Genomic DNA, 12,616 nt, shown 5'->3' with positions numbered 1-12,616 from the left:
ATCAAATACAGTCTGTGTAACTAAAATCTTTTAAGTTAGTTTCTACGCTATTGGCAGTATGTATCGGGAAGTATTAGAACCATGAGTTATACTTATCATAATCACTTGTATTAGAATCAGACGACGATGCATTCGGTACATGATTATCTGAAAGCTCAGGCCGTCTTATCTTAGCAGGTTCCGGCTCATTTACAGGTTCCGGCTCATTTACAGGTTCCGGCTCATTTACAGGTTCCGGCTCAGGCTCAGGTTCATAGTAGGGCTCAGGTTCATAGTAGGGCTCAGGCTCGTAGTAGGGTTCTAATAATGATTCTGCAACCCAGGCTACTTCTCCACTAGTCAATTGAAAGCCCATCCATCTGCCTATGGATTCATCATAAGTTCCAAGATACATATATGGACAAACTATCTCACCTTTTTGTATCAAACCAATAACACTATTGTCATTTGTGTTTGCACTATTCCGAACATTTACACCAGCAGAAGCAACTATATATTCAACTTCATTATTTCTCACGCCACATCTTGAGTAAAGAATATCTCGTGGGTATTTAGAAAGTGTCAGGCTTGACATCCAACCCATAGTTCCTCCATTGCTAGCTACATTAATCCAAGTAATACTTCCATCTTCAATTAATGGTGAGTCAGTTTGAGTTAATTTAGTATTATATTCGAGCTTCATGACAATAGGAGAGTTTAAGCTTGGTCTCTGTCTTAGGTTCGCCTCATCCGACATCACATATAAAAATTGGTCTGTTAGTTTAGGAGGGTTTACTTCTTCAACTTCATTGTATGCTGCTGTAGGCTCATAGGTCCCTGCATCCGATACTTCTTGTTGTGCATTGTAAAGGTCTTCTGCGGCATTTTCTGTATTTGAACCGAAGTCAGTGGCTGCTAGTACTATGATGACTCCTATAAGCAAAAGAAAAATAATAATTGCTAATTGAGATTGCCCTTGACCCCACCAGCTGGCTTTTACATCCGTATTAAGATCATTAGGTATATTATTCGTATTCATATATACAGGAGTGTGATTGGTATCACTCTCTCTATTTTGATGTTGTATATTTGGTTGAGATGTAATGGTCTTTAAGTTGGAAGTAGGCTGAAGCCCATGATTTTTCTCACTAACAAGTAAAGTAAGGGTGTTTCCCCACAATTGTGGAGTAGGTCTTCTGTCTTTAGACTTTATATCGAACGCTAGATGGAATAAAGATTTTAATTTATGATTAATATTATCGAAGCCCTTATGTTCAGGTGGCATCAAGCTAATATGGCTACTACCTCCACCATGAACAAAAAGATTGTTTTCAACTTTCTCATCAAGAGTAACTAAGTGGTTATAAGGGGGAGTAAAAGTTGCCGAGTAAGGATGAGCTCTGAATATTATTTCATAAATAATAACTGATAAAGGAAATCTTTCTTGTGACTCATTATATATATTAGTACTTATATTCATCCCTAGCGCCTCAGGAGGTGTATACCCTGAGATATCTCTTGAATCAAAGTTAGTGATCTTATGAGTTTCATTATTATTTTCTAGAATTAAGTCACATTCGATCAATGAAATTCGACCATCATTAGTTACCATGATATTGGTAGGAAAAAGGTCTGTAAAAATATACCAGTTTGTCTCATTAATAGAACGTATTGTTTGGCAGATATTTATGCATGTCTTCAACCTTAACTCGTAGCTAGCTAGTGTATTCTCTGCAAAAGCTTGCCACTTATTACTATATTGCTTTGTGCTGTTAAAAATCTCATCTAGAGATAGACTGCCATTTAATGCTAATGGCATTAAGTAACCCGCAAAAACATTGTTTTCATCATAGACACAATGTGATGGCCAGCATATCTTTGAATCGTTGCTAACATCAGTCTGCGGTTGGTGATTGACCATGTATTCAATTTTCGGTTGCACATTCATGCTTTGATAGGCTTTTGAAAACTTTTTGAAAACTAAGCCCTTAAGCTCAGAGGTAGATGATGGCTTGATGTTATATAGCTCACCGTTAGAGCTTTTGCTTATGAGAGTAGTCGTTTGAAAGCTGGCATGTAATCCATTCTGATCTTTAATATAAAATGATGTCATAAATTAATTCTTAATTATTTAGGTTCTATTAAAGTTAGAGTGCTTTAAATATATATGGGTAAACCTTAAAGTTCATTACCGTTATATTTATGTGAAGTAATAAAGGGGTTGATAGCGCAGCTATTGGTAAATAAACGACTATTTATTTACTAGAATTAATACGCCATATTTACTAATTTCTTGGAATTACTCGCTTAAATTAGCGTGCAAATAATCAACGCCATATCTTTCTTTATTATGAGTGACTATAAAAAGTAGCTCACAATAATTAGGTTACGGTATACCTGTTGATGACTGGTTTGGTACTTAGTGCAATCATAGTGACTGAATGGCTTAGTACTACAGACTTTGCATACTCTACCAATGCTAAATTAATTTTTTTTGCCGACAATAAATGCCTATGCATGTGACTATTTTAGTAAGGTGTGGCGTGGCATTCTTTAAGGTATCTCATTATTTTTTAGCAAGTTTAAGTTGGTTTCTTGAAGGGTTATTTTCTTTGAAGATTGCTATCAATTCTAGGTTATATGACTGAGCTTTCCTTTGATATATCTTGTGAGTTTTAGTTTTCTCTGTGATGGATAACGCTACTTATCTTCTCTAGCCTAAAAATTTTCTGCTTACAGGTTTTTTCTGTAGTTAAAGTACTGTTTAAATTTCAGTATAGCTATTCATTTAAAATGATACAAATGATAACATAGGGTTAATATTTTGAAAACAATATAATTTTTCAAGGCTGACAAAAGTGGATAAAGTTTTTAATAATCCTTATAGGGTTTTAGGCTTAGTAAGCCCTATCACTAGTAAAGAACTAGCTAAAAGAACAAGCGATTTAGAGACTTTTGTTGATTTCGGTAAGGTTAAAGATTATCCGCTTGATATGAGTGCTAGCAATAACCTACCTATAAGAACATTGGAGTCTATAAAGGATGCCGCTCGAAACCTCGAAAGTGATAACGACAGAGTGTTTAATGCACTATTTTGGTTCTACCAATACGATACGGTTGACGAGATTGCTTTTGAAGCTATAGAAAATAATAATTATCGTAAAGCATATGAGTTATGGGACTCACAGATTCTATCTAGTTCAAACCCTAAGTTCTCGTGGCTTATAAACGCTAATGTCATATCGTTATTCGAGCTTAAGTCGTCAGGTTTTGTTTATGGAAAGCTCTATGGAGTTGTTGAGCGTTATGGCTCAATTATCAAAGAACTAGATAAGATTAAAACTAATGCCTTACAGTCTAATAAGAATATTGTAGATAATAGCTCCATCAGTAAAACGATGATCGACAGTCTTGTTGGGTATGCTTCAAGTATGGAGGGTAGTGTTCTTGAGTTATTAAGTGCGTTCTCAGGTTATGCTGAAGATATGAAGGATTATGCTGAATCCAAAATTATTAATCCTTATATAACTGAAATTCAGGATGTGATTGATGAAGTTGAGCACGGCTTAACTGAAGAAGAAAGCTGGGCTGTATATGGTTTGGTTGATAAATTAAAAGATAAGGAGTCTTTAGTTCGCGAATTAGACCTTTATTGTAATAATTATAAAGTTGAAAGGGTAGTCAATGACTACGCTGATACGGCTAAGAGATGCTCAGTTTTTGCTAACAATGCGCTGGAAGAGTCTGGGTTTGCTAAAGATATAATTGATTGGGCTCATGAGTTACCAGCTTACGGTGAAGTGAAAAGCAATATTGCAGATAATAAAAATAAGTTAGAGGAGATAATAGAGGAAGAATCTGTCAGTAAGATTTTTATAAATATATTTGCCTATCTAGAAACAGAGATTCATTCAATTGTTGATGCTGAATGGTTGCTGAACAAGATGGTCGCTGAGCTAAATGTTATTACCGTACAAAGTGCTAAAGAAGAAGAGCTATTCAGAAGTTTAGCAGGAGCATGTGCTTTTAAACTAATTGGTAAGATTTTAGAAGTCTATAAAGATACTTTTGAGGAATTTAAAGAGCAGCCAGATCTGGATAAGTTAAATGCGACTATTGATGAGTGCTATGATTTGGTATCTAAAATACAAAGAGAGTTCTTATACATTGATATAGATGATGAAACAGAAGAATCCATCAGGAAGGCGTATGCCCATATAAGTAGTGAGAGATCAGATTTACAGCAGGCAGTAAAAAAAGCAGGTGGTAAAAAGTACCTTCCAGTGGTTGCTACTCAGGATAAACCCATAATTGGCGGTGCTCTTTATACGATAAGTAATATGACTGGTATAAACTCCACCTATCTTAGAGTTGGATATGTCATAGCAGCGCTATTTACAGGATTTTGGCCACTTATCGTCTTATATGCAGTAATGACAATTATCAAAAGCTTTATTGAAAATAATGCAAAGTAAAATAATTAAAGGCAGCTGTAATGAAAAAGACCATTTTATCCGCTTTAATATGTAGTAGCTTTTTTGCTGTAAGCTCCACCTCATCATTTGGTGCTGATCAACAAAATGATACCAGTAAAGACATTGCTGCTATACAAAAGACCGTAGTTCTACAGCAGCAAAAAATTAGTGATATCCAGTCTAGCAATGAAAAGCTACTAAGCGCTCTCGAGAAACAAGGTGCTGACTATAAAGCAGAAAGTAAAGAGAGGTTTGAACAACTCTCTGAGCTTAAAACAGCATTAGAAGACGTTAATACTAAGCTTGATGATACCAATCAATCTATAACTACATTAGAGAACACCACAAAAGCATCTGAGCAAAACTTAAAAAAAGATGTTGATACGTTAAGCGCAGATACAGCAGAAAAAACCTCTAACTTAGATAATAAATTCACAAACCACTCATTGCTAGGCTTGTTAGGGTTACTAGGTCTACTTGGAATCTTGGGTGGGGTTTATTGGTATTTGAGAAAGCAGCATAATCAAGAAAATGTAGGCTTAGTCAATAAGGTACAGTCTGCGCTTGAAGGTGTAAAACAAGCGGAAGAAAATATCGTCCAATCTGATGCCCAATTAATTACACAACTTCATGAGGTTTTGGCTCAGGTAAAATTAGAACATGCTCATTTGGCTGAAACTGCTGCCCTAACGGCAAGCACACATCTAGTTTCAGATAGTGAAGATAATATCGATCATGGTCTGGCTATTAAGCTTGCAGATGAGATTCATCGTATGCGCAGACGGATAACTGCGCTACCAGAGAATACCAAAGGTCTAAAGTCTCTGAGCAAGTCTCTTGAGAGGTTAGAGGAAGAGCTTGAGGGTAATGGTTATGAGATTATTGATTATATGGGCATGAATTATACTGAAGGGATGACCGTTAAAGCCCGATTTATACCGAGTGATGAGCTTGATGAAGATGAAAGTATAATCACTAGAGTGGTTTATCCTCAGGTTAATTTCAATGATAAGTTGATTCAACAAGCTGATGTTGAAGTTAGTGTTGGTTAGAACAAAACTTAATGAATAATAAAATATAGGAATGTAGATATGCGTCAAAAAGTAGATTTTGGTATTGATTTAGGCACAACCAACTCTGCCATTGCAGTCATGCAAGATGGTGACTCTGTAATCATTAAATCAGTTGGTGAAGAGCAGAATGATACAACACCTTCTTGTATTTCTTTTAATAAAAAGAAAATGATGTATGTTGGAAATAAAGCAAAAAACTCAATAGAGCAAGAGGCAATACGAAACTTTCAGCAGCGTAAAGCTGCTAAACCTAATGGTTATCAAGAATTTAAGCGCAATATGGGCACAAACTATAACTATGAATCTACATTTATGGATAGAAGTTATACTGCAGAGGCGCTCTCTGCTGAGGTGCTTAAAAAGCTAAAAGGCTATGTCAGAGATGAAAGTGTCACTTCTGCTGTGATTACAGTACCTGCTATGTTTGAGCAAAGTCAGTTAGATGCTACGCAGCGGGCTGCTGAGCTGGCGGGATTTAGCTATTGTGAGCTATTACAAGAGCCCATTGCCGCCTCAATTGCTTATGGCATCAAGCCAGCTAGTCAATCAGGTTATTGGCTGGTATTTGACTTTGGTGGCGGTACTTTTGACGCAGCATTAATGCATACGGAAGATGGCATCATGAAAGTGGTTGATTCCGCAGGCAATAACCATCTTGGTGGTAAAGATTTGGATACAGCTATAGTGGATCAATTATTAATACCAGAAATCCAAAACCAGTATGATCTTGAAGACACTATTTCAGGTTCGGCTACGAAAGACCTGTTGCAAGAGGCATTAAAAGGATATGCGGCTCAGGCAAAAATAAAACTATCATCAAGTGATCAATGGAGTGAGTATATTGAAAACTTAGGTGATGATGATGAGGGTGAGGAGATTGACTTTGATATTACCATCACTTTAGATCAATACGAAAAAGTAGTCACCCCTATATTCCAACAAGCCATTGATATCACCCAAGACTTAATTAAACGTAATAATTTAGAATCCAGCGACCTAAGTTCGCTTATCTTAGTGGGCGGTCCAACGTTCCAGCAGACGCTACGCCGTATGTTAGTGGAACAAGTCACAGATAAGATTGATACCAGTATAGATCCTATGACTGCAGTTGCAAGGGGTGCTACCTTATTTGCTTCCACCAAAGACATTCCTAGAGAGCTGCAAAAGCGTGATATTACGAAAGCTCAGCTTATCTTAAAGTATCCTGAGACCACAGTTGAAACTGCTGAACACTTAGGTATTAAGATTGATAGAGACGCATCAGAATCCTCTTTGCCGGAGACATTCAATTTAGAAGTGCTACGTACCGATGGTGCTTGGTCTTCAGGTAGTTTAGCTATAGATAATGATGTTGAAATTATCGAATTGCAGTTAAATACGGGGAAAACCAATCACTTTGAGCTAAAGCTATCGAGTAGTGATGGTACGATAATTCCTTGTCAGCCAAGCACCATTACTATTATTCAAGGTCTGAAAATAGCCAATGCGACTCTACCTTATAGTATTGGTATTGAGGTTTACGATACCTTGGTAGCTAAACAAGGTGTTTGGCCGCTGGCGGGACTAGAGAAAAATAAAACACTGCCAGCGAAAGGCAAAGGCACGTATAAAACGATGCAGGATGTTCGCCCAGGAATGAAAGGCGATGTCATAACCATTCCAACTTATGAGATTAATTTTGGTAAAGAAGGTTCGAAAGCGATCTTTAATAAGCGTTTTGGTGAAATTAGTATTTCGGGCGAAGACTTGCCCGGATTTTTACCGTCAGGTAGCGATGTCGAGGTTACATTAAGTATTGATTCCTCGCGTCGTGCGAAATTTGAATTGTACTTTCCCTCATTGGATGAAACTTATGAAAAGCAAGTAGCTTCAGAAATTAAAACAGATATTTCTACCATCCAATTGAAGCGTGAGATCAATGAGGCACGTACAGTAGCACAGGAACTATCACATTCAGGTAATAAAGACGCGGATAAGAGAGTAGAAGAGCTTGATGAAGCTGAGCGATTACTTGATGAGCGCAGTGATGATCGTGATACCAAAGAGAAAGTTAAAACAAGTCTTACTAAAACATTAATTGAATTAGACGAATATCAAGAACAAGGAGCTTGGCCTAAAGCAGAGATTGACCTTGAAGACGCTATTGAAGATTTGCGTGATATCAATAATGAAAAAGGGAATGCGAGAACTAGTAGTTTATTGACTGAGTTTGAAACCCAAGCTCGCCAGATTATATCTAAAAAAGATGTGCAAAGCGCTGCAAAACTTACCGAAGAAATCAATAGTATGGCGTTTAGTCTAAGGCAGCAAGATACTGGTTTTTGGGTTGGCATCCTAGAATATATGGATTATGGATTTGATGATATTCAGTGGACGGATCGTGATGCTGCGTTTAGAGGAGTTCAGCATGCAAAACGTTTATTGCAGACAAACCCTTCTCACGAACAGTTGAAAGATGCTGTGATAATCATTATTGGATTAATGAGGCCTGAAAGTAGAGCTGAAATGAATAACGTTGATACTAGTCTGCTGCGTAAGTAATGAGATGACTAATTTAGCGTTTATTCGTGGTGATTTGATTGATGGTCATTATTACGTCGACTTTTTTCTATATGAAGATGATATAGCTGAAACATATAGAGTTAAAACCAATAAAAATGAGCTTAAGTATCTTAAGCTCATTAAGTCTGAGTGCACATCTATTTTGGAAGTAGAAGCTCTAAAAGAAGCGCTAGGCTTGCTAGATAAAAATGGTCACAAAAGTATTCTGAGCTGCTCTGAGTTGCAAATTTTACGGGTGGAAGGGCAGTCGCAGTATTACTTTATACATGATTTCGTTCATGGGGAATCTTTAAAACAGCGATTAGATAGAGACATTAGTATAGCTGTATATGATGCGTGCAAAATTATAAGAGCAAGCTTTGATGTATTGTCAAATGCTGGCATGCCTTCTACTCAAGTTTTAACTCCAAATGATATCTTTATAAACTACTTAGATGAAAAGGGGAGTGTATTTATATTCCCTTTAGATTTGACCCGCTATATAAAACATACAGAGTCATCTATACCTCGCTATTCATTGGCTTATCAAAGTAGAGAGGCGAAACATAATACGAACTATTCACTAGCAACTTTGCTGTATAGGTGTCTGTTTGGTTTTTTACCTTGGCAGTATGATATTGAATGGAAAGCAGCTGTCAAAGCAGTACAGTATCAAATTTTTTCTTACCGAGATTCAAACCCTCTAAGTCAATCAACTTTTTATTCTCAGCACATACCGGACGATTTAAAAAGTATTGTCTTTCAAACTCTAAATAATATAGGGGTAAACGAGTTTAGCAAGAAGTTAGATTTATTTATAAAGCAGTACTATGAGTTTCCTTATTATGACGATATTCAGCTACCTAATAGTGAGACAAGAAACATCAAGTTTAAGGTATTAGAGGGCTCTCAGTATAAAAATGATCATGTCGGTTTAAGCAAAGTAGCAGGGATGATGGACCTCAAGTCGCTATTAATCACTGATATTATTGAACCTTTAAAAAATAAGCAGGCTTATAAGGAATATGGGATTGAGCCACTTAACGGCTTATTGTTTTATGGTCCCCCTGGCTGTGGCAAAACTTTTATAGCAAAGCAGCTTGCTGCTGAATTAGGTTATACATTCTTTGAAATCAAGCCTTCTGACTTGGCTAGTGTTTATGTTCATGGTACTCAAGAAAAGATCGGCAAGCTGTTTTTAGAAGCTAGCCTTAAGGCACCTTCGGTGATATTTATTGATGAGGTTGATGCAGTAATGCCAAGTCGTGATAGTGCACATATGGGTCAACACTATTCTTCAGAAGTTAATGAATTTCTCGCTCAGCTCACAGAATGTAGTGAGAAAGGCATTCTTACCATTATGGCTACAAATAGGCCTGATGCAATAGACAAAGCGATTCTAAGAACTGGTAGAGTTGATAAGGCGGTTTATATACCTCTGCCTGACTTTGATACTCGTAAAGAGTTGCTGAATATTCTCTTGGAAGGACGACCTATAGATAGTGGTTTGGATATTGACTCTATAGCCATGTTAATGGCGCATTATACTTCCAGCGATATTAATTATATGGTTAATGAAGCGGCTAAACTTGCCCTGAAAGAGAATAGTAAAATTGGTCATGAGCATCTAATGGAAGTGCTTCGCAAAACAAAATCATCTGTTAATTATGATCAGCTCGAAAAGTATGACTCTTTTACTGAGTTCCAAAGGTTCTAATTTTTTCTGTTTTAAGACATTAATCCAAGCTATGAGAATGTTGGTTACGAACTATCTACTAATTATTTTTAAGCTCTTTAGAGACTTAATAAACAAAGGCTTCCATAATTTTTCATCACTCAATCTATAAGATACGGTGACAAGGTGTTCCCTATCATTATTCTCAAAATAATACGCTCTAACAGCAACATAAGGGTTATTACCTAATTGCCGTAAGTAACTTACTTCTAAAGCGTTTTGGTCGTTTATTTTCACAGGGTTAATACCGTACCAGCGTATTATTTTGATATTAATTTTAGCTAAAGATTGAGTTGTTTGGGTACGTAGTTGTTGGCTTAGTTGGTTACGTTCAAAGGCTGTAAGAGCATAAGGATCTTTCAAAGATGCGTATTCAGAGTAATTACCTAATGTTGTATGAATAATTATTCTAGCATAAGTATTAAATCCATTTTTATCGAAGCTATGCAAGCCTTTCTGCTGAAACACATAGCGGCCATCTGGTGATAATCCTAAGTCTGCTCTAGCATTAATTATTTCCAAAACCTCGTTATTAAGTTCTTTATATCTTCCTCCTTGAAGCTCCATATTTAACGGAATTGAAATTTCTCCGAGATTAGGAATAGAGTATTTTTGAAAATTAATATCAGAAGCATTGGATAATGATGACGCTAATAGTATTAGCATCTGCAACAATAGGATGTAAAACTTGGTTTTTGAAAACATATTTTAATTCTCGAAGAATTTTATTTTACTTTGCATTTCTTATAAAAGCCTAGTCACCTTAGCTGGTGGACCCCATTTGTTGTTTTGTGGAGAAGTATTTTTACAGAGAAAGAATAGTATAAATATCCAACCTATAACTGGGATAAACCATAGTAATTGCCACCACCCTGATCTTCCAATATCATGCAAACGTCTTGTTCCAACAGCACAAATTGGGATAAGTAGCATTAAATTGATAATAGCTATAAAACTAAGAAGAGGTAATGCGCTTTCATAGCTTATATATTCTAAATTTATTATATATATGATTATTCTAGGGCGTGTCTTCAATTCATCTTACAATGAACGATAGTACACGCCAGATAAAGCATTGACTTAAAATTACGAGCTAACTTTTCATAGCGAGTGGCGATACTACGAAAGTGTTTAAGCCTTGCAAACATATTCTCTACTAAATGACGCAGTTTGTATAAATAGCTATCAAACTCTGGATTAGGCTGTTTGGCGTTTTTTCTTTTGGGGATGATGGGTATCATATCGTGACTTTGAGCTTTATCCCTGATCGCTTGTGAGTCATAGCCTTTATCAGCGATGAAGTAATCTGCATGCCTAATCATGTCAATCAATTCACCTGCAACTTGACTGTCGTGGACGTCACCCCCAGTGATTTTAAAATGGAGCGGATATCCATCGGCATCACAGGATAGGTGTATCTTTGTAGTTGCGCCGCCACGGCTTCGCCCAATTGCTCGATCTTCACCACGCCGAGCTCCACTTGCATGCTGGTGACAGCGAACATAGCTTCCGTCTGTGAATACCCATTCCGTATCAGTTTCTTTTCGTAAGCTAAAAAAAATTCGCCCATAAGCCAGTTTTCGACCAGCGATTAAAGCGACTATAAGCTGTTTTCCAAGAACACAATTCTTTAGGTATGTCACGCCAAGGCGCACCTGTGCGTAGCTTCCACAGTATGGCTTCCATGACCTCTCGACTGTTTTGAGTTTGATAGCAGCCATGCTGTGTCATCGTTGATTGAAGTTGATCCCAAAGCGTATCTGTTAGTGCTGTTCTTGCCATGACTTGTACTTCTCGCAGCGTCTCAATAGATGCGGTATTGTAACTATTATTTATGGCTTAACCAATTGAAGACACGCCCTAGATATTTGAATTAAAATAATGGTAGCTAAATAAAAATACCAATACTCTTTTCTTCTTGCACGGCCACTAAAGTCGGCAAAGTTTTTGAGTGCTTTTAACATCCATCTGATAAAGCCATATTTATTTTCGACCTGATATTTTTCATATTCCGCTGATCTTAGGCGTTCTATATCAATCGGGCTAGTTGAGTTATTAGTATGAAGTCTTAATGATTCTGGAGTAGCAGCAGGATTAGTCAACTCTTGGTTATATATCGTTTTATTTCTGTAGAATATCTCGTCTATGCTTCCTGTTCTAGAAAAAGTGAACTCTACTTCATCTTTAGGCACTGGCAGATTTTGTTCAGACCAGCTATAACCACTAAATATATATTTTTCACCATTACTTGCTTCTAAACATCCTGAATTATTTTTATGGTCATAGCTAATTATCTTACCTTGCATTTATTTATACCTTTATATGTTTGACCTCTATTAAAAGTGGCAGAGAGTTGATTTATACTGTAACTATCATAGAGGTTTACTTGTGAGACTGTAGCCAAGCAGTGCTTCGCTAGTTGCCCTTCATTGTAATCTAGCCCAATATATTTGATGATATTGTCAAACCCTAAGATTAACAACATCACCTAAAAAATGGCAATTTCATAAGTTAGCCCTTTAAATCATGTAAATAATAGCGCGTAGAGTTTTTACGACTTGTGAAAGTAAAACTAATCTATGGTATATACAGATACCAATGATATTTCAAAAACTATAATATCGAAAAGTCTATTACCTAATGATGAAAAGGGAATAGGAGTCTCTCAAGACTATACCAAAGCTGTAGAGTGGTATCAAAAATCTGCCGAACAAAGAAATGATAAGGCTCAGTACATGAACCGCCCCGGGATTGTCGGAGACCTAATATTCTGAGAGAATACGACAATGAAAACACGACATTATACTCCTGAG

Annotated in this window: 9 protein-coding genes; 4 read left to right on the top strand and 5 right to left on the bottom strand. The window is 36.7% G+C overall.

The genetic code is table 11. The annotated features are described in order from the left end of the window. Positions 1-73: 73 nt before the first annotated feature. Entirely contained in the window at positions 74-2,092 is a 2,019-nt protein-coding gene (locus tag I3254_RS04170) for an SH3 domain-containing protein (protein ID WP_238051439.1), read from the bottom strand. A 745-nt stretch (positions 2,093-2,837) separates the two neighbouring features. Here I3254_RS04170 and I3254_RS04165 point away from each other — a divergent pair. Genes I3254_RS04165 through I3254_RS04150 form a run of 4 tightly spaced genes read left to right on the top strand, consistent with a single transcriptional unit; the run spans position 2,838 to position 9,785 of the window. Beyond that, on the top strand, positions 2,838-4,454 hold the full coding sequence (locus I3254_RS04165) for a hypothetical protein (protein ID WP_238051437.1): 1,617 nt from the start codon (positions 2,838-2,840) through the stop codon (positions 4,452-4,454). A gap of 20 nt (positions 4,455-4,474) precedes the next feature. Further along, entirely contained in the window at positions 4,475-5,506 is a 1,032-nt protein-coding gene (locus I3254_RS04160) for a hypothetical protein (RefSeq protein ID WP_238051436.1), read from the top strand. A gap of 39 nt (positions 5,507-5,545) precedes the next feature. Further along, positions 5,546-8,068, top strand: a complete 2,523-nt coding sequence (locus tag I3254_RS04155; RefSeq protein WP_238051433.1) for an Hsp70 family protein — start codon at positions 5,546-5,548, stop codon at positions 8,066-8,068. 4 nt (positions 8,069-8,072) lie between these two features. After that, positions 8,073-9,785, top strand: coding sequence for an ATP-binding protein (locus I3254_RS04150; RefSeq protein ID WP_238051431.1), 1,713 nt, complete (start codon positions 8,073-8,075; stop codon positions 9,783-9,785). Positions 9,786-9,836: 51 nt separating this feature from the next. Here the strand turns inward: I3254_RS04150 and I3254_RS04145 are convergent, their stop codons facing one another. The 4 genes from I3254_RS04145 to I3254_RS04130 all read right to left on the bottom strand — a co-directional run bounded on the left by I3254_RS04145 (position 9,837) and on the right by I3254_RS04130 (position 12,109). Next, positions 9,837-10,508, bottom strand: coding sequence for a hypothetical protein (locus I3254_RS04145; RefSeq protein WP_238051428.1), 672 nt, complete (start codon positions 10,506-10,508; stop codon positions 9,837-9,839). 39 nt (positions 10,509-10,547) lie between these two features. Further along, positions 10,548-10,838 carry a DUF805 domain-containing protein gene (locus I3254_RS14275; protein ID WP_269117499.1) on the bottom strand — a complete coding sequence of 97 codons (291 nt, stop codon included), beginning with the start codon at positions 10,836-10,838 and terminating at the stop codon, positions 10,548-10,550. Beyond that, a protein-coding gene (locus tag I3254_RS04135) for an IS5 family transposase (RefSeq protein ID WP_238051425.1) occupies positions 10,835-11,585 on the bottom strand; the annotation gives its coding sequence in 2 pieces (ribosomal slippage) (positions 10,835-11,366 and positions 11,365-11,585; 753 coding nt in all). The genes I3254_RS14275 and I3254_RS04135 overlap by 4 nt, the downstream gene beginning before the upstream one ends. Positions 11,586-11,635: 50 nt before the next feature. Then, a complete protein-coding gene (locus I3254_RS04130; protein ID WP_238051423.1) occupies positions 11,636-12,109 on the bottom strand; it encodes a DUF805 domain-containing protein in 474 nt (157 codons plus the stop codon). Between the last annotated feature and the right edge of the window lie 507 nt (positions 12,110-12,616).

Source organism: Psychrobacter sp. Ps2, from assembly GCF_022129405.1.
Lineage (GTDB): Bacteria > Pseudomonadota > Gammaproteobacteria > Pseudomonadales > Moraxellaceae > Psychrobacter.
The sequence above is the reverse complement of the archived record's forward strand: the minus strand, read 5'-3'. Positions and strand labels throughout refer to the sequence as shown.

Coding starts and splice junctions, on each gene's coding strand:
- I3254_RS04170 (WP_238051439.1), bottom strand. CDS start 2,092: ATGACATCATTTTATATTAAAGATCAGAATGGATTACATGCCAGCTTT.
- I3254_RS04160 (WP_238051436.1), top strand. CDS start 4,475: ATGAAAAAGACCATTTTATCCGCTTTAATATGTAGTAGCTTTTTTGCT.
- I3254_RS04145 (WP_238051428.1), bottom strand. CDS start 10,508: ATGTTTTCAAAAACCAAGTTTTACATCCTATTGTTGCAGATGCTAATA.
- I3254_RS04150 (WP_238051431.1), top strand. CDS start 8,073: ATGACTAATTTAGCGTTTATTCGTGGTGATTTGATTGATGGTCATTAT.
- I3254_RS04155 (WP_238051433.1), top strand. CDS start 5,546: ATGCGTCAAAAAGTAGATTTTGGTATTGATTTAGGCACAACCAACTCT.
- I3254_RS04130 (WP_238051423.1), bottom strand. CDS start 12,109: ATGCAAGGTAAGATAATTAGCTATGACCATAAAAATAATTCAGGATGT.